Genomic DNA, 22462 nt, shown 5'->3' with positions numbered 1-22462 from the left:
AAAGGCTTAAAAATGAACAATAATACTTCAATCATAATCCTAGCTGCTGGTCTTGGTACCAGGATGAAATCAAAACGCCCAAAAGTCCTATTTGAACTATGCGGCGAGCCGATGATCATTCACATCTTAAAGCAAGCTTATGCGATCACAAACGACGTTAGCGTCGTGCTTCACTACGAAAAAGAGTTAATTAGCAAAAAGATAAAAGAAATTTTTCCTCAAACTAAAATTTTCGAGCAAGATCTAGCAAATTTCCCAGGCACTGCCGGCGCGATAAAAGGCGTAAATTTAAGCGGCGAAAAGGTGCTTGTCACTTGCGGCGATATGCCACTTGTTAGATCAACTGATCTTATGCGCCTAGCAAATGCCGAAGCAGACGTGGTTATGAGCTCATTTGAAGCGGCAAATCCTTTTGGCTACGGCAGAGTCATCATAAAAAACGGCAAAGTTGAGGCCATCGTCGAGCAAAAAGATGCGAGCGAAGCGCAGCTTGCCATAAAAAGTGTAAATGCTGGCTGCTACTGCTTTAAACGCGAGGCGCTAGAGCAAATTTTACCGATCATAAGCAACCAAAACGCACAAAAAGAGTATTACCTAACTGACGCCATAAAAATAGCAAATGAAAAGGGTTTAAAGTGCGTTGCAGTAAATGTTAATGAGCAAAATTTCATGGGCATAAATGATAAATTTCAGCTAAGCATCGCTGAAAAGATCATGCAAGATGAGATCAAGCAAAATTTGATGAAAGCTGGCGTTTTGATGCGCATGCCTGAGAGCATTTTTATAGACAGCAGGGCTAAATTTGAAGGCGAGTGCGTGCTAGAAGAAAACGTAAGCATCCTTGGCGAGTGCGTCATCACTGAGAGCATCATCAAAAGCTCATCGGTGATCGAAAGTAGCGTCATCAAAAACTCAGACATCGGCCCACTAGCTCATATAAGGCCAAATTCTGAAATTTCTGACACACACATAGGAAATTTCGTCGAGGTTAAAAAAGGTGTTCTTAGCGGCGTAAAAGCAGGACACCTAAGCTATCTTGGCGACTGCGAGATAGAAAGTGGCACAAATATCGGTTGTGGCACGATCACATGCAACTACGACGGCAAGGCAAAATACAAAACCAAGATCGGCAAAAACGTCTTTGTTGGCTCAGATACGCAGCTAGTTGCCCCTGTAAATATCGCCGATAACGTCATCATCGCAGCTGGCAGCACCATCACAAAAGACGTTGAGAGCGGGGCTCTAGCTATCAGCAGAGGTCGTCAAGAAAACAAAAGCGGCTTTTTTGAGAAATTCTTTGGCAAAGACGATGTTAAAAAATAAGAAAATTTTACTTGCCGTTTGCGGCAGTATCGCCTTTTATAAAGCTTACGAAATTTTATCGCTGCTTAAAAAGCAAGGCGCTGATGTTTATGTGGCTTTAAGTGACGGAGTGTTTGAGTTTTGTAGCGTAAGCGGCTTTGAAGCGCTAAGCGAGCATAAAATTTTAAGCTCACAAACGCAAAACTGGCAAGATGGCGTAAATCACATAGCCTACTCCAAAATGGATCTAGTCTTAATAGCGCCAGCCTCGGTAAATACGATAAATAAGCTAACAGCTGGTATCTGTGACAATGTCTTCATGCAAACGCTAATCGCCGCCTCGCACGTGCCTTTGGTTGTCGCCCCAGCTGCAAATAACAATATGATCGAGCATTTTGCGACGCAAAATTCACTTGAAATTTTAAAGAAAAACGGCGCTTTAGTGGTTGAGCCAGTTCTTAAAACTCTAGCTTGTGGCGACGTTGGTAAAGGTGCTTTAGCAAGTCCTGAAGTGATAGTAGAAGCTGCCATTAAAAGGCTTAGCAAGCCACTTTTTGCAGGCAAAAAAGTGGTGATAACGGGCGGTGCAACAACTGAAAAGATAGATGATGTAAGAGCCATTACAAATTTCTCAAGCGGCAAGATGGCAAGAGCTTTGGCTAAAGCCTTTTACTACGCAGGTGCAGAGGTGAAACTGCTTGCTAGCTTTGAGGCTAGTAGCGAGCCGTTTCTTAGCCTTAAATTTAGCTCAAGTGGAGAGCTTTTAGAGCTTTGTAAGAGCGAGTGCGAGGGGGCAAATTTACTTGTAATGTGCGCTGCGGTGAGCGATTTTGTGCCAACAAAAATTGATGGTAAGATAAAAAAAGAGGACGTTGGAGAGAGCTTAAATTTAAACCTAAAGAGAAATGTCGATATTTTGCAAAACTTAAAAGAGCTTAAATGTAAAAAGATCGGCTTTAAGCTTGAAATTTCAAGCGAAAGCGCTCTTAAAAGTGCTAGATCAATGTTAGAAAAAAAAGAGCTTGATGCAGTTTGTCTAAATATTTTGGGCGAGAAAAATGGCTTTGCAAGCGAGCAAAACGAGGTAAATTTCATCACAAAAAATAACGAGATTTTACTGCCGCTTGCCTCAAAAGACGAGATCGCAGGGCGCATAGTGGAGCTAGCAGCAAATTTATGATAGAGCAGATCTCACGCATCCAAAAGATAGCAAAAAACAACCAAGCTCCGCTAGTAGCGATAAATTCGTCCCTGCCACTTAGCATTTTGGTGAGCCAAAAGGTCGGCTTTAATAGATACATATTAAATTTCGCAAATAGAAATTTAAACACAAAAAGCGTAAAAGAGCTAAACGTAGGCTCTAGATACTGGGGCGAGGTGCATAGTCAGGGTGAAAATATCGTCATAAAAAATTTATACGAAAAACCAAAAATTTTAGATGAGGATGTTTTGGCTGACGGGCTAAATTTGATAGAAAATTTAGTAAAAAATGAGAATTTATCGTGGCTTTACAGCTATTTATTTAAAAACTTAAGCGAAGTTAAAACAAAAGATGAGATGAGAGTGCTAGCAAAAATGCTCTTAGCCCTGCAAGAAAACGTCGTGCATATACCATTTTCGTATAGCGGTACAAACGGCATTTTTCAGCTTAAAAAAGAGAAAAATGAGATGAGAGTTTTTCTAGTATTTTCAAATTTTGCGCCGCTTGTTTTTAAATTTAAAGATGAAATTTTGTGTGAGATCGCAACTCCATTTAGCAACGTCGCAAGCTTGCTAAAAAGCGAATTTGACACGCCAGTTGTGGTGCAAAACGTAAGCACTCTTTGGAGTAAAAAAGAGCAGATAATTGACTTTAAAGGCTAGACATTGAACAAACTTAACCACCTCGCTATCATCATGGACGGCAACGGACGCTGGGCGAAAAAGCGTGGATTTTTGCGGACAAATGGGCACGAGGCCGGAGCAAATGTGGTGAGCGATATGTGCGAATTTTGCATCGATAACGGGGTGAAAATTTTAAGCCTTTACGCATTTAGCACCGAAAACTGGAAAAGACCGCAAAAAGAGGTTGATTTTTTGATGAATTTGCTTAAGAAATTTCTTCTTTTAAAGCGTGATGATTTTATAAAAAATGGGATCAAATTTAACACGATCGGCGACATCTTGCCATTTAGCGACGAGCTAAAAAATGAGATAGAAATCACAAAAAATGCGACAAGAAAAAATACAAATTTGCTTTTAAATTTAGCGATAAACTATGGCTCAAAAGATGAGATCATTAGAGCTGTGCGAAAACTAAATTTAAAAGGCTGCGAGATAAATGAAACGAGCCTAAATGCGGCACTTGATGAGAGTGAGCCGGTGGATCTTCTCATTAGAACTGGTGGCGAGAGCAGGCTTTCAAATTTCATGCTCTGGCAGGCAAGCTATGCGGAGCTATTTTTCACACCGACACTTTGGCCAGATTTTGGCAAGGATGAGCTTGCAAGCATCGTGGCTAAATTTAAAGATATAGAGCGAAGATTTGGCGGAGTTTAGTGAGATAATGGATATTTTAGTCATCTTTTTTGCCTTTTTTGCTTTTGTTTTTGGCATCTGCGTGGGATCATTTTCAAATGTGCTGATATACCGCTTGCCACGAAGTGAAAGTATAAATTTCCCAGCCTCGCACTGCCCAAAATGCTCTCACAAGCTAAATTTTTATCACAATATCCCTCTTTTTTCATGGCTATTTTTAGGCGGCAAATGCGCTTTTTGCAAGCAAAAGATAAGCCTTGTCTATCCACTAGTTGAGCTAGCCTCTGGATTGCTTTTTTTGATCTGCTTTTTTAAAGAGTGCGGCGAAATTTTAAGCGTAGAAACCTTGCTTTGTTCGCTATTTTTAGGGCTTTGCTTTATCATGCTACTAGCCCTTAGCGTCATAGATATAAGATATAAAGCCGTGCCAGATGCGCTTCTTTTTGCGGCGCTATTTTTTGCATTTGCCTATGCCTTGTTGCTTTTTATCTTTAAAGGGAATTTTGCTCAAATTTTAAATTTAATTCTCTTTGGCTTTATATTTTGGGCGCTTAGATTTGTCGTGAGCTATGCGATGAAGCGCGAGGCTATGGGCAGTGCCGACATCTTTATCGCAGCGATCATCGGAGCCATTTTACCAGCCAAGCTAGCCCTTGTGGCGATCTATCTAGCCGCACTTCTCACACTTCCAGTCTATGCGCTCGTTCGCAAAAAGGGCTATGAGCTAGCCTTTGTGCCATTTTTAAGCCTGGGGCTGCTTGTCACCTACACTTTTAACGGGCAAATTTTAGAAATTTTAAGGTTCATTTATGAGTAGAGTAAATAAATATCTTTTGTTTAACTTTTTAGGCACGTTTGCATCGCTATTTAGTACGCTTTTTTTGATCATGTCGATCGTCTTTTTCATCCAGATCGCGCGTATCACCTCATATATCGAGATCAGCTTTGGTGAGCTCTTTAAACTCTACTCATTTATGCTCCCACGCGTGCTGCTCTTTGTCGTGCCCATCGCATTTTTCGTCTCACTTGCGATGACACTTTTTAGACTATCAAAAGAGAATGAAAGTATCGTTATCTTTACACTTGGTGGCTCGCCAAATAAAATAGCAAGATTTTTCTTAGCATTTTCAGCCCTTTTAAGCGCTGCCTTGCTGGTAGTTGCCATCGTCATGATACCAATAGCCGCTCAGCTAAATGCAAATTTCATCGACTATAAAAAGACAGTTGCTAAGCTAAATTTAAAGCCAACCCAGTTTGGACAAAAATTCTCCGACTGGATGGTCTATGTGGGCAGCGAAAGTGAAGACAAAAATGGCACGACCTACAAAGATATCGTGATGTTTAACCCCTTTGTTAAAGACTCACAGCGCCTAATAACCGCCAAAAATGCAAAGATCATAAACGTGGGTCAAAGCGTGGAGCTCTCTTTAAACGAGGGCAAAATGTATGACATCAGAGATGAAATTTATCATCAAAGCAACTTCAAATCGATGAAGATAAGAACCGCCCAAAGCGAGGAAATAAGCGACATTGGCAGCATCAAAGAGTACTGGATGGAGGCAGCTAGCAGCGATAAACGTAGAAAAGACCTTAGTACTTACGTCCTAGTGGCCCTCTTCCCGCTTGCTAGCACGCTCTTTGCGATCAGCCTTGGCATCGTCACATATAGATATGAAAAGGGTATGGTCTATGTTGGCACATTTGGCGTTTTGTTTGGATATTTTACGCTCATCATGCTCTTTTCATCAAAGCCATCGCTTGCGATACCGCTCATATTTTTCGTATTTTTACTAGCCGGCGTCTTGCTTTATAAAGCCAAGATCACACGAAGATACTGATGAAAATTCAGCTAATCTACAGCTACGATGGCTCGAAATTTCAAGGCTCACAGACCCAGCCGCACGAAAATGGCGTAGAGGATGAGCTTGCGCGCGCCTTAGCTCACGTTGGCATTTTTGAAAGAGTAGTATCCAGCTCGCGCACCGATAAAAGCGTGCACGCAAACAACCAAAGCTCAAGCGTCATTTGCGGCGATCACTTTAAAAATTTAAGACGCTTACAAGATCTTATAAACCGCCACGCGCACCCAAGCATTCACATAAAACGCATAAATTTAGTAGATGATAGCTTTCAAGCGAGATTTGACGCAGTGGCAAGGTCGTATAGATATGTGATAAATCACGGCAAATTTGATGTTTTTAGCTCAAACTACAAGGTCTTTTTGCCTAAATTTGATACCAAAATAGCAAATGAAATTTTGCGAAATTTTATCGGAGAGCATGATTTTAGCGCATATATGAAAACTGGAAGCGACACAAAAAGCCCAGTGCGCGAAATTTACAAAGCATTTTGCTACGCATACAAAGAGCAAACTATCATCGTTTTTAAGGCAAATGGTTTTTTGCGTGGCCAGGTACGCCTCATGGTTGCAAATTTACTAAAAGCGCTAAAGCAAAAAGATGGTAGCAAGCTCATCAAAGCTTCGCTAAATGGACATCCTGCCCTAACTCGCATACCAGCACCAGCTGAAGGGCTATATCTAAATAGAGTTTTTTATAAATTTAACTAATCTAAAAAGTGGTCTGAAAATAAAATTTGGGGAGAAAAAGGATGGTGCGCCCGAGAGAATTCGAATCTCTGACCTTTTGAACCGCAATCAAATGCTCTATCCAGCTGAGCTACGAGCGCACATGAAAAATTAAGTTGTAATATTAACCAAACTTTCCTTAAAAAGAGATTGTATTCATTTTAAATTTATAACCTTTTTAGTAAAATCCTTTGTGCAAAAGGAGCAAAAATGAACGATTTTTTCGATAGTCTAAAAGAGATCAAAAAAGAGCTTGCAAAAGAGCAAGGCGTGGCTAAAAAGCCGCAAAAAGAGGCTCTTTCTCACACAAAAGAGGAGGCAATCTTACACAAAGAACAAAAGCTAAAAGATGAGTTTTTGGCATATACAAAAGATAGCAATATCAGGAAAATTTAACTTTGGAACGCTAGTTGCTTTAAATGGGGATATTTTGAATGGAGAAACCCATGAATATAACCCAAACTTTAGAATCTTTAAGCATTTTAACCGATAGCGATGCTCTTTTTTGCGAGCTTCGCGCACTGATAAGTAAAAATTTCACAAAAACCCTAGCAAACAAAGACAAGATCATCTCTTTTTACGAAGAGAGCGAGATCCCGCAACGAAAATGCTTCTTAAAATTTATAAAAAAACTCTACGAAAAACAGGGCAACGAGCTTGACGTGACCTTTGCAAAATACAAAACCATAAAACTATCTTTAGTGCAAAGAAACGCCCTAACAAACATCTACAATATCGACATAGATTTTTTTAATGACGAGATGATCTTTACGCTAAACAATACTCCAAGAGCTTTTGCTAGCTACATTTTGCAAAATTTTAAAGGCAATGAGTCTAAATTTGATGAAAAAAATCATAAATTTAGCCTAAAAATAAAAAAAGATAGCGACTTTGACTTGATAGAAGAGATCATTTCAAGACGCGAACATCTAAAATTTATAGTAAATTTTAACTACAATGAAGTCAAATTTAAAGAATTCAAGAGAAACTACAAGATCCAAAACTCAGCCAAATTTAAAAGTCGCTTCAGCGCTTTGGCAAATTTACTAGAAGAAAATTTTGAAATTTTAGGCTGCTCAAACAATGATAGCTTTGAAGCCGTAAGAGATAGCTACCTAGCCCTTGCTAAAATTTACCACCCAGATAGACACTCAAACAAGAGCGAAAGCATCAAAAACGAGTATAACACTAAATTTAAAAAGATCCAAGCAGCTTATGAGGCACTAAAACCATTTTTTAAAAACCAAGAGAATTTTATAAAGGTAGGATAAAAGGTTTTAAAAATTAAAATTTGAAAAATATATTTAAAAGGCTAAAATCAACTAATTAAAAAATATATAAGAACTACAAAAATAAGTTAGCCACAATGCAAATTAGGATACTTAGTTTGACTTTAAAGATGTAATTTGATAAATTTGCTTTTTGCAATGCAAATTTATTGCGCCACCCTAACAGAATTGGTATTCTTAGCATAAAAATTTTAAAGGATACAATATGAAAAGAATATTCTTGATAATAACTTTTGTATTACTTAGCACTTTATTTGCTTCTGATAAAGTAATAGAACTTGACACAAAGGCAAAAGAGTTACAAGAAAAAATTACAAATTTAACCGAACTAAAACAACTATCTTCGGAAAAGCAAAAAGAATTTTTAGATATCTTTTTGGCAACCGAACGGATAAAATATGCTGGAACATATATAGAAACCGATGGTAAAAACCAAAAAACATTAGACAGACTCTACTTACAAAAATGGAATGACAGAGTGTCCTACCTTTTAAAACTTGCCGTGTCTGGCAATGATTATCTTAAAACACTACAAGGATACAAGAATTTAAGAGTTTGCAAAGACGCTTCTTGTGGACACACAAATGAGCTTTTTATCATACAAAATAAACTTGGGTATATTGAGAATAATAGCCCAAAAGATACTAAAAAAGCCAAAGAAATAGCACTTTTTGGAAACGAATCATATAAACAATATATTATCGCCAAAGACGACTTTTGGAAAAGCCTACACACTGTGCTGACTAAATCAGAAAAGATGGACAAACATCCGATCGTAAGTATCCTTGAAAAGATAAGACAATATGATTATGAATTTGCTGGACTTGATAATTTCTTTGTACAGCAGAATCTAAAAAGCCTTTATTCTGCAAAGTACTATATGAATTTGCTTGTCAACCCAAAAGCATTTGGTGAGAGCTACCAAGAAATAGAACTTTGCGAGATCAAACCGGAGTTCTTAAGTGACGAGCTTCATGCAAAATGTATAAAAAATAACAACAAAGTAAAATAAATTCATAACTATAAAACCAATAAGTTAAGTATATTTTTTTATTATAATTTTATTATTAATCGATCAAACTATAAAAATTATTAGAAGTTAAGAATAAATTATTTAAATAATAGCAATGTAATATCAGAAATATAAAAAATAAAATTTCTAGGAATAAACAAAATTCATTTTTTGTAAAGTTTTGAAAATTAGTATGCTAAAATTTAATAGTAAAAGACATATGTTTTAAATAGCTAAAAGGTTGTTTTAAAAATAAACCAATAATACATTATTTAAGGTTTAACAAACTATATAAAAATGTAAATTTAATCTGATTATTAGAAATATGCCTGAATAATCAAGGCTTACTAGAGCATAAGACCTTCTAAAAAATAAATTTGCACTAATAGTAATTTTACATAAATGGTATATAAATCTTCAACTGAAACTTTATATCTTGCTACTACAAGTAAATGTAAATATGCCAAAATATATCTAAATTTTAGAGATTTTTATTTTAGCTTAAAATAATGCGATTTAGGTAACCCTATAACATAAAAACAAATATAAAAAACACTACATTTAATCAATAAAAACTAATTAAAAAAGTACAAACCAATATTTTATACTTAAATAGAAAGTATCACTAATAAAAACCAGAATTAATAATATAAGAATTAAAGCAGATAAACAACAAAGCCCGCAACGACCTACTTTTCCAACATCCCAGTAAGGGAGAGTATCATCAGCCAGGACGAGCTTAGCTTCTTGGTTCGAGATGGAGCAAGGCGTTTCCTCGTCTGTATAGTCACGGGCAGTGTTAAATAAAAGATATATTAGCTAAATCTCTTATTTAACACTACTAAATAAAGTTAAAAGTCATAAACAAAGTTTTGTAAAAACATATCTTATTAAGTTTTTATCCTTAACAAGGAAGTGATGCTTATTAAAAGATAAGCAGACGAGCTATTAGTACTGGTCAGCTAAAGGACTTTCATCCATTACACACCCAGCCTATCAAACACATAGTCTATATGAGCTCTTAAAAGAAGATTCATCTTGGAGTTGGCTTCCTGCTTAGATGCTTTCAGCAGTTATCACATCCCAACATAGCTACCGAGCGGTGCCCTTGGCAGGACAACTCGTACACCAGTGGTTGGTTCGACCCGGTCCTCTCGTACTAGGGTCAACTCTCCTCAATCTTCTTACGCCCACGGCAGATAGGGACCGAACTGTCTCACGACGTTCTGAACCCAGCTCGCGTACCGCTTTAAATGGCGAACAGCCATACCCTTGGGACCTGCTCCAGCCCCAGGATGCGATGAGCCGACATCGAGGTGCCAAACCTCCCCGTCGATGTGAGCTCTTGGGGGAGATCAGCCTGTTATCCCCGGGGTACCTTTTATCCTTTGAGCGATGGCCCTTCCACACAGAACCACCGGATCACTAAGACCGACTTTCGTCTCTGCTTGACGTGTATGTCTCGCAGTTAAGCTGGCTTATGCCTTTATACTCTACGAACGATTTCCAACCGTTCTGAGCCAACCTTTGTAAGCCTCCGTTACATTTTGGGAGGCGACCGCCCCAGTCAAACTACCCACCAGACATTGTCCTACTTGAGGATAACTCAAGCTAGTTAGCTATCAGAATAAAAAAGAGCGGTATCTCAACAATGGCTCACCATAAACTGGCGTCTATGGATCAAAGCCTCCCGCCTATCCTGCACATTTTTATCCCAATAGCAGTGTCAAGCTGTAGTAAAGGTCCACGGGGTCTTTCCGTCTTGCCGCGGGTAGGAGGAATTTTCACCTCCACTACAATTTCACTGGATCCCTCTTCGAGACAGCTCCCATCTCGTTACGCCATTCATGCAGGTCGATATTTAATCGACAAGGAATTTCGCTACCTTAGGACCGTTATAGTTACGGCCGCCGTTTACTCGGGCTTCGATCAAACGCTTCGCAGAGCTAACGTCATCAATTAACCTTCGAGCACCGGGCAGGCGTCACACCCTATACATCCTCTTACGAGTTAGCAGAGTGCTGTGTTTTTGGTAAACAGTCGGGAGGGACTCTTTGTTGTAACCTTCAATGCTTACGGAGTAAATCCTTCACAAAGTTAGGCACACCTTATACCGAAGATACGGTGCTATTTTGCAGAGTTCCTTGAAGAGAGTTCTTCCACGCGCCTTAGAATACTCATCCCACCCACCTGTGTCGGTTTACGGTACGGGCAACTATAACTAAACTTAGAAACTTTTCTTGGCTCGACAGTATTAAGGAATTACGATTCATTCCGAAGAACTTCACGCACCTTTCGTAGTCTCGGCTTAAAGGAATTCGGATTTGCCTGAACTCCAACCTACACTCTTAGACCAGCTATTCCATCCGCTGGCTCCTCTAACTCTAAGCGTCCTTCCATCGCACATTATAGTTGGCATTGGAATATTAACCAATTTTCCATCGCATACCCCTTTCGGACTTTGCTTAGGACCCGGCTAACCCTACGATGACGAGCATCGCGTAGGAAACCTTGGGTTTACGGCGTTGGGGATTCTCACCCCAATTATCGCTACTCATGCCTGCATGCTCACTTGTATTCGCTCCAGCACTCCTTACCGGTATACCTTCAACGCAAATACAACGCTCTCCTACCACTTAGTAAAACTAAGTCTAAAGCTTCGGTACTCATTTTAGCCCCGTTATATTTTCCGCGCAGAATCACTAGACCAGTGAGCTATTACGCTTTCTTTAAAGGATGGCTGCTTCTAAGCCAACCTCCTGGTTGTTTAAGTAACTCCACATCGTTTTCCACTTAAATGAGATTTAGGGACCTTAGCTGTTAGTCTGGGTTGTTCCCCTCTCGACGACGGATTTTATCACTCGCCGCCTGACTGCCATGATTACACACTAGGTATTCGGAGTTTGATAGGGTTTGGTACATTGGTGTATGCCCTAGCCCATTCAGTGCTCTACCCCCTAGTGTTACTACATGACGCTATACCTAAATATATTTCGGAGAGAACCAGCTATCACGATGTTTGATTGGCCTTTCACCCCTATCCACAAGTCATCCCATAGCTTTTCAACGCTAGCGGGTTCGGTCCTCCACCGGCTCTTACACCGGTTTCAACCTGCTCATGGATAGATCACATCGTTTCGGGTCTGCAACGTCTGACTAAACGCCCTATTAAGACTCGCTTTCGCTACGGCTCCGGGTTTCCTTAACCTTGCCAGACATCACAACTCGCAGGCTCATTATGCAAAAGGCAGTCCATCACCCTGATAAATCATAGGGCTCTGAATGATTGTAAGCAAATGGTTTCAGGTTCTATTTCACTCTGATCACCTCAGTTCTTTTCACCTTTCCCTCACGGTACTTGTGCACTATCGGTCTAGTAGTAGTATTTAGGGTTGGATAGTGGTCTACCCAGCTTCAGACAGAATATCACGTGTTCCGCCCTACTCAGGATACTGCTAAGTAAAACAAAGCTTTCATATACGGGGGTATCACCCTCTGTGCCTAACCTTTCCAGGTCGTTCTATTAGCTAAGTTTAGTCTATATTGCAGTCCTACAACCCCACTAGTAAACTAGTGGTTTGCCCTCTTACGCGTTCGCTCGCCGCTACTAGCGTAATCTCTTTTGATTTCTTTTCCTGAGGGTACTAAGATGTTTCAATTCCCCTCGTTTGCTCCGTTATACGGTAACTAATATCTCTATTAGTTGGGTTGCCCCATTCAGAAATTCCCGGATCAAAGCCCCTTGACGGCTCCCCGAGACTTATCGCAGCCTGGCACGTCTTTCATCGCCTCTACTAGCCAAGGCATCCACCACTTGCTCTTTGTAGCTTACCTTTTCTATATTAGATTATTCTAATTCGCATCACTTCCTTGTTAAAGATAACTTTATGTTACTACATTTAAATTCTAGCTCTCAAGACGGAAAGCATTGACTACTATTTAGATAAGTTTTAAATCCTAAATAGATTGTGATGTCAAACTTTTGCATTAAATGCAAAGATGATAGAAATTTAAATCTTTAACAAGTCCTGTAAAATTGTTTTTAAAACTTGCTTGTGACTATTAACAATATTAATTAAAAGAACATTTAGACTTCGCAGACTAGCAAGCTAGTCTTTACGACCAAAGAGTTACACCCTTTAGAAACCCCTAAAGCACAAAGTTGCTTTCGGCAACTTTGTCATCAATAAAGATTAAGTACGCTTAAAAGTCTAAAGTAAATGTTTCTAAAAACACTTAATATAGACTTTTACTGTTAAACTATTTTATGGTGGAGAATAGCGGGATCGAACCGCTGACCTCCTGCGTGCAAAGCAGGCGCTCTCCCAGCTGAGCTAATTCCCCAATTAAATTCTCTGGTGGGCCTAACAAGACTTGAACTTGTGACCTCACCCTTATCAGGGGTGCACTCTAACCAGCTGAGCTATAGGCCCCTATAGGTCTATCAATCTTTCAAAACTAAACAAGGATGATTGAGAATATCTTTCTTATAGATATCTTGTGAGAGAATATCTATATGTACTCTAGAAAGGAGGTGATCCAACCGCAGGTTCTCCTACGGTTACCTTGTTACGACTTCACCCCAGTCGCTGATTCCACTGTGGACGGTAACTAATTTAGTATTCCGGCTTCGAGTGAAATCAACTCCCATGGTGTGACGGGCGGTGAGTACAAGACCCGGGAACGTATTCACCGTAGCATGGCTGATCTACGATTACTAGCGATTCCGGCTTCATGGAGTCGAGTTGCAGACTCCAATCCGAACTGGGACATATTTTATAGATTTGCTCCATCTCGCGATATTGCTTCTCATTGTATATGCCATTGTAGCACGTGTGTCGCCCCGGACATAAGGGCCATGATGACTTGACGTCGTCCACACCTTCCTCCTCCTTACGAAGGCAGTCTCATTAGAGTGCTCAGCCGAACTGTTAGCAACTAATGACGTGGGTTGCGCTCGTTGCGGGACTTAACCCAACATCTCACGACACGAGCTGACGACAGCCGTGCAGCACCTGTCTTAACATTTCTGCAAGCAGACACTCTTCTATCTCTAGATGATTTGTTAGATATCAAGTCCGGGTAAGGTTCTTCGCGTATCTTCGAATTAAACCACATGCTCCACCGCTTGTGCGGGTCCCCGTCTATTCCTTTGAGTTTTAATCTTGCGACCGTACTCCCCAGGCGGTATACTTAATCCGTTAGGTGCATTACTGCCAAGACTAGCTTAGCAACAACTAGTATACATCGTTTAGGGCGTGGACTACCAGGGTATCTAATCCTGTTTGCTCCCCACGCTTTCACGCATTAGCGTCAGTTGAGTTCCAGCAGATCGCCTTCGCAATGGGTATTCCTGGTGATCTCTACGGATTTTACCCCTACACCACCAATTCCATCTGCCTCTCCCTCACTCTAGATTATCAGTTTCCCAAGCAGTTCTATGGTTAAGCCATAGGATTTCACAAGAGACTTGATAATCCGCCTACGCGTCCTTTACGCCCAGTGATTCCGAGTAACGCTTGCACCCTCCGTATTACCGCGGCTGCTGGCACGGAGTTAGCCGGTGCTTATTCGTTAGGTACCGTCATTGTTCTTCCCTAACAAAAGGAGTTTACGCTCCGAAAAGTGTCATCCTCCACGCGGCGTTGCTGCTTCAGGGTTTCCCCCATTGAGCAATATTCCCTACTGCTGCCTCCCGTAGGAGTCTGGACCGTGTCTCAGTTCCAGTGTGACTGATCATCCTCTCAGACCAGTTATGCGTCATAGCCTTGGTGAGCCATTACCTCACCAACTAGCTGATACAATATAGCCTCATCCTACACCGAAAAACTTTCCCTATCTAACTTATGTCAGACAGGAGTATAGAGTATTAGCAGTCGTTTCCAACTGTTGTCCTCTAGTGTAGGGCAGATTAGCTATACATTACTCACCCGTGCGCCACTAACTCATAAGAGCAAGCTCTTACTTGTCCGTTCGACTTGCATGTATTAGGCACGCCGCCAGCGTTCACTCTGAGCCAGGATCAAACTCTCCATATTAACATTCTTTAGCGTAAAGCAGAGCTTTACTAAGAAGCAACACTAAAGACTAAGATTGCTAATGCAATCTAGTAATAATGTTTTTACTAAAATTGCTTTTAGTATTTATTATGAAGTTTTTAATCAAAAAAACTTTTAGTTTTTATATTAGTTTGTCTAATCTATTATTTAATCATAATAGACTGGCTCAATCGATCACTTGTTTAGATTTCAAAGATTGACTAATAGTTTAACAATTGTAAGTTAAAAGAACTTTCTGCTCTGCGTTCTGCAAAACAGAAAGTGAAGTATATAGAAGTGATGCTTAAATACAGATTAAAAAATGGCAACTTTTTTAAAAAATAAAAACTATAAATTTTTAATCAAATTTAACTATTTTCTTTTATAGATGCAAAGCCGCTTTCTTTTTCTATAGTAATGGTCGTTTGATTGCCACGTTTATCAGTTATTGTTATACTGCAATCTTTTTTAACAAGTCTATCGTATGGTCGCTTTAAACCACCACCAACTGTGCTTATTGTCCACATCGGTCGTCCCATCTCATCAAAGGCTACTTTTTTATTTGCCTTACCTTTTACACATCCACCAGATAGAGTTACATCTATTATGCCAAATCTTTTTTCTATATTTAGCTCTTTGTTTATCTTTTTGCAGTCACCACCTGACATACCACTCCAGCCAGCTGTTAGTAACTTTCCAGTCTTATAAATATCACTTGCAAACTCATCTTGCGAATTTGGATTTCCGGTCATACTTTTATCATAATAAACACTATATTTCCAAGTTAGCTCATTATTTTTATCAACCGAACAACTATCTACTTTATCTTTAGCAAAAGCTATCGTCCAGCGCTGTTTTGCCCATCCTTTTTCAGTGATAGAATACTTATCATCCTGCATAGCAAGGTGTTGAGTATATCTTATATGAGTTAGGATCTGATTTGCGGCTTCTCTTGAGGCATTTCTATTTAGTTTTGGGATCATAATGGCAGCTAAAATTCCAACAACAACAATAACAAAAACAAGCTCTATCATCGTAAAAGCTCTTTTTTTCATAGATTATCGTTCCTTGATATTGAAATTTGCAACTACTTTTCCCATTTTTTCTATACTAAATTTTGACTTCTCATCTAAATCGGCACTTGATAATAAATTTTTAGAGTAGCTTTTTGTTTTTATCCCATAAAATTTAAGCCTTAGTGCAAGCCTTGTATCTTCGGTCGCTATATCTTGCACTCCAGCCTCTTTTAGCTTATCTGCAAGCTCTTTTGCTACATCAAATTTATAAGTGAGATGTTTTGTAGGATCGTTTAAAAAGAGGTAAAAAATTTGATTAAAGATGATCGCTGACCAGTTAAATACCAAAAAAAGCATCACTAAGCCAGTGCAAATTTTGTGTCCTTTTCTAAATTTTGGCAGTCTCACGCGATAAGAGTTGAAAAAAACTCTTACCATAAGTGGCGTTGCGATCACGCAAAATGGCAAAAACTGCTCAAGCTCCAGCCTTTGGCGCACAGAGACTATCATACAAAAGCAAAATGAGCAAATAGCGATAAACCACAAAAGATCCTTCTTTTCCTTAACCCAAATTCTATAAATCGTATATACAAAAAAGATAAAGACAAATGGCGAAAATACAGCAGCAAATATGCCAAAAGTATCGATAAAATGCCCACTTGGTCTGCCATTTGTTTCAAAGCCAAAAAAGTAAAGTGTCAGCAAAAATAAAATGGCGCTGAGCCATGCAAGTGGCGGCTTTCTTTTATAAAGTGCAAATATAAAAAAACCTGCATAAAATATCAAAAAATCGCCATCTATGAAAAAGGCTAGGCAGAAAAAGAGACTAAATAAAATTTTCTTTTTAATATGGAAAAGATATATGCACAAAAGCGCTAGAGTGATGCAAATTCCGGCGTTATTTATGATAAGGGCTGAAGCTAGCGTGCCAGGAAGTAGCACAAAAAGTAGGACCGCTACGATCCTGTCAAACTCAAGCTTGATGTAAAATTTGCTCACCTTATACATCAAAACCACGCTTGCGATGTGAAAAAAGATCATCACGCCTCGCACAGCAAGGTCATTTTGACCAAAAAAATGGGCGCTTAGTTTTAAGATGTAGCCAAGAAGGCTGTGCTTTTGAAAGAAAATTTCAGCCTCATTGTAGCTTATACTAAGAGAATTTGCCGCATAAAGTAGAAATACAAAATCAATCAAACATATCAAAAATACGCTAAAAGCAATGTGCCTGCTAGCAAATTCTCTAACTCTTTCTAACAAATCGCGCCCTTAAATATGTATATCCCAGAAAAACTCAACCCAGTCATGAGCCTCTTTTACTTTAAATTCAGGCAAAAGCAGAGCCTTCTCTTTATAAAATACAGTAGCTATCTTTATATCTAAATTTGGATAGCGTTTAAGCAGCTCTCTTTTTATCTCAACCATGCTCTCGCCGCTATCGATGATGTCATCAACAAGCAAAATTTTAGTGTATCTGCTAAGATCTGGCACATTAAAAATTTGTATCGTATCAAGCTTGTTTGTATCCTCGTAGTGGATAGAATTTAAAGTAAATAAATTTCTATTTTCAAGCGCAACAGCTAGCGAGTGACCAAGCGTTAGACCGCCTCTTGCCACAGCTAGTATTACCTCTGGATCAAACTCATCTTTTATCTGTTTTGCCATCTTTTTAGCATCAACGGCAAATTCATCGTAGCTATAAAATATCATCTTTAATCCTTATCAATGCACTAAAAATACGATAAAACTAATGAGCGCTAGCACGACTACACCTAAATTTATATCGCTAAATTCTCTCTTTATGAGCTTAACTATGACGTATGACATAAATCCAAATGCAAGGCCATTTGTGATCGAGTAAGTAAGCGGGATGAGCACAACTATGAAAAATGTCGCAACGGCGATGGCTGGATCTTTGAAATTTATACTAGCAAGCTCAGCAAACATAAGCACGCCAACCATTACAAGGATCGGATAGATGGCGTTACCAGGGATCGCTTTAAAAAGTGGCAACATAAATAATGTAAGTATAAATAAAAGCCCACAAAATACAGCCGTTAGACCAGTCCTACCGCCCTCTTCTACGCCACTAGCGCTTTCTACAAACGATGTGGTCGTACTTACACCTACAAGCGAGCCAGCTGCGGTAGCAACAGCGTCAGCTTCAAGAGTTTTTTCAAGTTTTACGACGCCATCTTTTTTGTTTTCGTCAAATATCCCAGCCCTCGTGCCAACGCCAGCTAGCGTGCCTATCGAGTCAAAAAGATCAGTCACAAAAAACGTGATAACAACTGGTAGCAAGGCTAGGCTAAACGCACCTTTTATATCAAGCTCTAAAAATATCGGAGAGATAGAGGCTGGAGTTGAGAAAATTTCTTTTGGATGAGGAGCGATGCCAAGCACCCAAGCTATCACTGAAGTAGCAAGCACAGCTAGGATAAATGCACCCTTTATCTTCCACGCCCAAAAGCAAACAACCAAAAATAACCCCAAAACGCCAAGAAGTACGTTTGGATCTTTGAAATTTCCTATGCCAACTAAAACCGCATCGTTATTTACGATAAAACCCATTTGCTGAAATGCAACAAAGCTGATAAATGTGCCTATACCAGCGCTTATCGCTCTTCTTAGATCAAGTGGGATGGATCTTATTATCCACATTCTAAAATTTGTAAAAGACAAGACGACAAATATCACGCCACTTAAGAAAACAACGCCAAGAGCCGTTTGCCAAGGCACTTTCATACCGATGCAAAGACCAAATGTAAAGTAGGCGTTAAGCCCCATGCCAACGCTCATCGCAACTGGCGTGTTTGCCCAAAGACCATTTAATATCGTAGAAAATATGGTAATTAGCGCTGTTGCAGTGATTAGTGCCTCATAAGGCATGCCAGTTTTGCTCATAATGATCGCATTTACCGGCACGATATACATCATCGCTAAAAATGTCGTAAGTCCCGCTCCAAATTCCTGCTTCACACTCGTTTTGTTTTGTGCTAAGTCAAAAAATTTCACCCCAAGCTCCTTTAGTAAATTTTAAGTTCGTTATATAAGCTATCACGCTCAACCGGCGTAAAACCAGATGTTTTAATAAGATCGCAAAATGTCTTTAGTGTAACGCCATTTGCGCTATTTGCGCCAGCTGCACTTTGTATGCTCTCTTTTTCTATCGTGCCATCAAGATCATCAGCGCCAAATTCCTGAGCGATCATCGCTAAATTTAGCGTCGATGTGGCCCAGTATGCCTTTATATGTGGGACATTATCAAGCACCAAGCGAGATATCGCCATAGTCTTTAAAATTTCAGCCGATCCTAGAAATTTCACATCTTTTAAGTAGTTATTTTCTCTTTGATAAACTAGCGGGATAAATGCGTTAAATCCGCCAGTTTCATCTTGCAAGTCCCTTATCCTTAGCATGTGATCGATCCTATTTTCGCGGCTTTCTATGTGGCCAAAAAGCATTGTTGCGTTGCTTTGTCTGCCTTTATCGTGCCACATTTTGTGGATATTTAGCCAGTTCTCGCTACTTACTTTGCCTTTGCAAATTTTAGCCCTGATCTCTTCATCAAAAATTTCAGCCCCGCCGCCTGGCATGCTATCGACGCCATATTCGAGCATCTTTTCTATCACCTCATCGTAGCTTAAGCCGTAATGCCTTGATAAAAAGTCGATCTCAGCCGCCGTCATCGCCTTTACATGAAGCTCTGGATGAGCTGCCTTTATCTTTTTAAAAATTTCTAAGTACCACTGCCAGCCGCTAGTTGCGTTGTGGGCGGAGACGATGTGTATCTCTTTTACGCCGTGGCTCACGCTCTCATCAACGATCTTTAAAATTTCTTCGTGGCTCATTAGGTATGGATTTGGATTTTTTCTGTGGGCCGAAAATGCGCAAAATTTACAGATGTCAGCACAGATATTTGTTGGATTGATATGGCGATTTACGTTAAAAAAGACCTTGTTGCCGTGCAGTTTTCTGCGCTTTTTGTCGGCAAATTTAGCCAAGGTAAAAAGATCAAGCTCATAAAGCGAAAAAGCCTCTTGCTTACTTAATCTCTCGCCACTTTCTAGTTTTTGTAATAGATTCATTATTTATATCGTCCTAAAGCTGAACTTAAGGCTTTATTATAAGCAAATAAAGCTTTGTTTTTGCAAAAATTATGTAACATTTGCCAAGATATTTTTAACAATGGAAACACTAAATGCTAGCTGATAAAAGTGCCAAAAATAGCGATAATTATTCAAGGATCAAAGAGAAATTTCTTGATTTTAAGGCAAATTTGCCAAAACATTTTCAAAAAAATCAAGGCAGAAATTTCACAAATTTCTTAGCCAAAGAGTATGATGATTTTATAAAATCTTATTTAAATGAAACTATGCGAGAATTTTTTGATGAGTTTGTGCCACAAAATGACAGCTTTGCTTTTAGCGTTCTAGCCACTGGTAAATACGCTCAAACGCTACTTAGCGCAAATAGCGAGCTTGAAATTTTACTAGTTTATAAAAATTTAAAGGGCTATAATATAAAAAATTTCTTAAAAGAATTTTCTGAAATTTTAGATGGCTCTGGCATAAAAATTGTGATAAAAATTGCCGAAGTGGATGAAATTTTTGTAAATTTCAAAGATGACCTTAAATTTAAAAGCGAAACCTCACAACTTCGCTACATCTGCGGCTCAAAAAGCCTCTACCGCCTAGTAAAAAGCGAGATCATAAAGATAAAAGAATTTGATAAAAAAGCCTTTTTAAACTACCATTTAAAGGCATTTTTGCCATTTTCTAGCATAAGCTACTTGGCACAAGAGCCAAATTTAAAAAGTGGCTTTGGTGGGATCGATGAAATTTACCACTTAAACTGCATACTGAACTGCCTTGATAGCGACGTTTCAGTTAGATCACAAGCTCTTAAAGTGATGAATGAAAAAGAGATCGCTAGTTTTAATCTAAATGTGGATTTTTTACTAAGCTTGCTAAGTGCTTTAAATTTAACACAAAACACCGATACTTTCAGCGCTTCAAGTGTCGAGATCACGACAAATTTTATGCAGACAAAGTCCAAAAAACTGCAAGACAACGAAAGCGTCATCAGCCAAAAGATGCTAAGCTCGATGAATAATATAGCCATCTACTCAAGATTTATCGCAGCTTCGCTTTGTAGGCCATTTTTCAAAAGCGAGCTAAGCTTCGAGCAGAGAAAATTTGCTAGGCTAAAAAATGGCTTTTATGAGATAAATGGCGTCATCTACGTGCCACTTCACAAAAAGCCAGCGCTCATCGAGGATCTCATAAATGAGCTTTTAGAGCTAAAAGATGTGGATTATAAATTTGATATAAGCGCGATCTTTTATATCAAGCGAGCCATCATCACAAAAGATGGTCTAGAGCGCGCTATAAGCGAGTTTAAGAAGATATTTTTAAGAGAAAATTCCTACGCTATCTTAAAATCATTGCTCGATGCACAGATGATACAAATTTTGATAAAACCGATGGAGCACATCTCCCAGCTAGCAGAATATGACGGCTATCACGAATTTACGGTTGATGAGCATAGCATCTTAAGTGTCAAATTTCTTGAAAATATAAAAGATAAATTTATAAAAAATCTCTACACTGAGCTTTGCTTAGAGGGCAAAACGATGCTAAAGATCGTGACGCTTATGCATGACGTTGGCAAAGGACTTGGCGGCAAAGATCACGCAAACATCGGCGCAAACATCTTTAGAGCCTACGCGAACAAGCTAAATTTAAGCCAAAAAGCTATCAACATCGGCGTCATCTTGATAAAATATCACACCCTAATGAGCAACGTCTCAAACAGAGAGGACATCTACTCACAGCGCGTCATCTTCGCCTTCATATCAAAGCTTGGCGACAAACAGGTCTTAAAGCTACTTTACATCCTTAGCTACTGCGTGATAAACGCCACAAATGAGAGGCTTTACAACGCCTACACAGCAAAGCTTTTAAGAGAGCTTTATGAAATTTCTCTTAGCGCATTTAGCGATGAAAATTTACTTGATGAAGCGACAAGGCGGGTAAAAAAAGAGCAGTCTATAAAACGAAATAGCGAGTTTTTGGCGCTTGAGCCAAAGCTGCAAGAGAAAATTTTTAAGATCACATCAAATTTGGTCTTTACAAAATATAGCGCGAGCGAGATCATAAATTTAAGCAAAGTGGCTGACAGCTTAAACGAAACAGAAATTTTCATAAACAATACTAAAAATTTAAGCATTCAAATTTATACAAACAAGAGCCTAAATTTAAGCGCCCTGCTCTATGAATTTGCCAAATTTGACCTTGCATATATGGAGATATTTGAGCTTTTTGAGAAGAAATTTTATATCAGGCTTGACTTTAACCAAAATGTAAAAAATCATGAGCTTGAAAACACTAAAATTTTAGCCCTAAAATCCCTAAATAGCGAGGTTTTAAGAGAGCCTTTGAAACCAAATATTAACAAAGATGAGATAAACTTCGAGCTAAATCACTCAAAAGATTACGCCAAACTTAGCATCAACGCAAAAGATCAGCGTGGGCTAATGGCTTATGTGATGAGTGTTTTTGACAGGCTTCATTTTCAAGTCACGAGTGCTAGAATTCAGACGGTTAAAAATAGAACGAGAAATCTCTTTTTGATCGAGAAAAACGAGCGACTTGAGAGTAAAGGCGAAGAGATATTAAATTTATTAATAAGCGAGTAAA

Annotated in this window: 16 protein-coding genes, 3 tRNA genes and 3 rRNA genes; 11 read left to right on the top strand and 11 right to left on the bottom strand. The window is 39.1% G+C overall.

The genetic code is table 11. The annotated features are described in order from the left end of the window. The first annotated feature begins 12 nt into the window (after positions 1–12). From glmU to truA, 7 genes are read left to right on the top strand one after another with little or no spacing between them, the layout of a single operon-like run. Positions 13–1323 carry a bifunctional UDP-N-acetylglucosamine diphosphorylase/glucosamine-1-phosphate N-acetyltransferase GlmU gene (gene glmU, locus CVT00_RS03730; RefSeq protein ID WP_107915455.1) on the top strand — a complete coding sequence of 437 codons (1311 nt, stop codon included), beginning with the start codon at positions 13–15 and terminating at the stop codon, positions 1321–1323. After that, a complete protein-coding gene (gene coaBC / locus CVT00_RS03725; RefSeq protein ID WP_103558165.1) occupies positions 1310–2482 on the top strand; it encodes a bifunctional phosphopantothenoylcysteine decarboxylase/phosphopantothenate--cysteine ligase CoaBC in 1173 nt (390 codons plus the stop codon). The genes glmU and coaBC overlap by 14 nt, the downstream gene beginning before the upstream one ends. Further along, complete coding sequence (locus CVT00_RS03720) at positions 2479–3165, top strand: hypothetical protein (RefSeq protein WP_103558164.1); 687 nt, start codon at positions 2479–2481, stop codon at positions 3163–3165. The genes coaBC and CVT00_RS03720 overlap by 4 nt, the downstream gene beginning before the upstream one ends. A 3-nt stretch (positions 3166–3168) precedes the next feature. Further along, entirely contained in the window at positions 3169–3840 is a 672-nt protein-coding gene (gene uppS, locus CVT00_RS03715; protein ID WP_103558163.1) for a polyprenyl diphosphate synthase, read from the top strand. A 7-nt stretch (positions 3841–3847) separates the two neighbouring features. After that, complete coding sequence (locus tag CVT00_RS03710; protein WP_103558200.1) at positions 3848–4636, top strand: prepilin peptidase; 789 nt, start codon at positions 3848–3850, stop codon at positions 4634–4636. Beyond that, positions 4629–5657: an LptF/LptG family permease gene (locus tag CVT00_RS03705; RefSeq protein ID WP_103558162.1), complete on the top strand. Its 1029-nt coding sequence runs from the start codon at positions 4629–4631 to the stop codon at positions 5655–5657. The genes CVT00_RS03710 and CVT00_RS03705 overlap by 8 nt, the downstream gene beginning before the upstream one ends. Then, positions 5657–6388, top strand: coding sequence for a tRNA pseudouridine(38-40) synthase TruA (gene truA / locus CVT00_RS03700; RefSeq protein ID WP_103558161.1), 732 nt, complete (start codon positions 5657–5659; stop codon positions 6386–6388). Before CVT00_RS03705 ends, truA begins: the two co-directional genes overlap by 1 nt. Positions 6389–6430: 42 nt before the next feature. On the opposite strand, the gene CVT00_RS03695 is transcribed toward truA, so the two are convergent. Next, positions 6431–6507, bottom strand: a tRNA-Arg gene (locus tag CVT00_RS03695). Positions 6508–6616: 109 nt separating this feature from the next. Between CVT00_RS03695 and CVT00_RS03690 the strand changes: the two genes are divergently transcribed. From CVT00_RS03690 to CVT00_RS03680, 3 genes are all read left to right on the top strand, one after another. Next, positions 6617–6802, top strand: coding sequence for a hypothetical protein (locus tag CVT00_RS03690; protein ID WP_021086974.1), 186 nt, complete (start codon positions 6617–6619; stop codon positions 6800–6802). Positions 6803–6852: 50 nt separating this feature from the next. Next, positions 6853–7677, top strand: coding sequence for an adenylosuccinate lyase (locus tag CVT00_RS03685; protein WP_103558160.1), 825 nt, complete (start codon positions 6853–6855; stop codon positions 7675–7677). Between the two features lie 223 nt (positions 7678–7900). Continuing rightward, on the top strand, positions 7901–8707 hold the full coding sequence (locus tag CVT00_RS03680) for a hypothetical protein (protein WP_103558159.1): 807 nt from the start codon (positions 7901–7903) through the stop codon (positions 8705–8707). A gap of 676 nt (positions 8708–9383) precedes the next feature. On the opposite strand, the gene rrf is transcribed toward CVT00_RS03680, so the two are convergent. The 10 genes from rrf to mqnE all read right to left on the bottom strand — a co-directional run bounded on the left by rrf (position 9384) and on the right by mqnE (position 19852). Then, a 5S ribosomal RNA gene (gene rrf / locus CVT00_RS03675) occupies positions 9384–9502 on the bottom strand. Positions 9503–9635: 133 nt separating this feature from the next. Beyond that, positions 9636–12541 (bottom strand): 23S ribosomal RNA (locus tag CVT00_RS03670). Positions 12542–12975: 434 nt separating this feature from the next. Then, positions 12976–13051, bottom strand: a tRNA-Ala gene (locus CVT00_RS03665). 12 nt (positions 13052–13063) lie between these two features. After that, positions 13064–13140 (bottom strand) — tRNA-Ile (locus tag CVT00_RS03660). Positions 13141–13234: 94 nt separating this feature from the next. Then, a 16S ribosomal RNA gene (locus CVT00_RS03655) occupies positions 13235–14745 on the bottom strand. The 16S, 23S and 5S rRNA genes sit together here with 2 tRNA genes alongside, the layout of an rRNA operon. 368 nt (positions 14746–15113) lie before the next feature. Next, entirely contained in the window at positions 15114–15800 is a 687-nt protein-coding gene (locus CVT00_RS03650) for a type II secretion system protein (protein ID WP_103558351.1), read from the bottom strand. A gap of 3 nt (positions 15801–15803) precedes the next feature. Then, positions 15804–17021, bottom strand: coding sequence for an ArnT family glycosyltransferase (locus CVT00_RS03645; protein ID WP_107915366.1), 1218 nt, complete (start codon positions 17019–17021; stop codon positions 15804–15806). Between the two features lie 9 nt (positions 17022–17030). Then, a complete protein-coding gene (locus tag CVT00_RS03640; protein ID WP_103572279.1) occupies positions 17031–17471 on the bottom strand; it encodes a phosphoribosyltransferase in 441 nt (146 codons plus the stop codon). 12 nt (positions 17472–17483) lie between these two features. Further along, entirely contained in the window at positions 17484–18776 is a 1293-nt protein-coding gene (locus CVT00_RS03635; RefSeq protein WP_107915368.1) for an NCS2 family permease, read from the bottom strand. A gap of 11 nt (positions 18777–18787) precedes the next feature. Beyond that, the gene (mqnE, locus tag CVT00_RS03630) at positions 18788–19852 is read right to left on the bottom strand and encodes an aminofutalosine synthase MqnE (RefSeq protein ID WP_107915370.1); all 1065 of its coding nucleotides are present in this window, start codon (positions 19850–19852) and stop codon (positions 18788–18790) included. A 110-nt stretch (positions 19853–19962) separates the two neighbouring features. Between mqnE and CVT00_RS03625 the strand changes: the two genes are divergently transcribed. Further along, complete coding sequence (locus CVT00_RS03625) at positions 19963–22461, top strand: HD domain-containing protein (protein WP_107915371.1); 2499 nt, start codon at positions 19963–19965, stop codon at positions 22459–22461. Position 22462 lies beyond the last annotated feature (1 nt).

This window comes from Campylobacter concisus (assembly GCF_003048675.2).
Lineage (GTDB): Bacteria > Campylobacterota > Campylobacteria > Campylobacterales > Campylobacteraceae > Campylobacter_A > Campylobacter_A concisus_F.
This window is presented reverse-complemented; position numbering and strand designations above follow the sequence as displayed.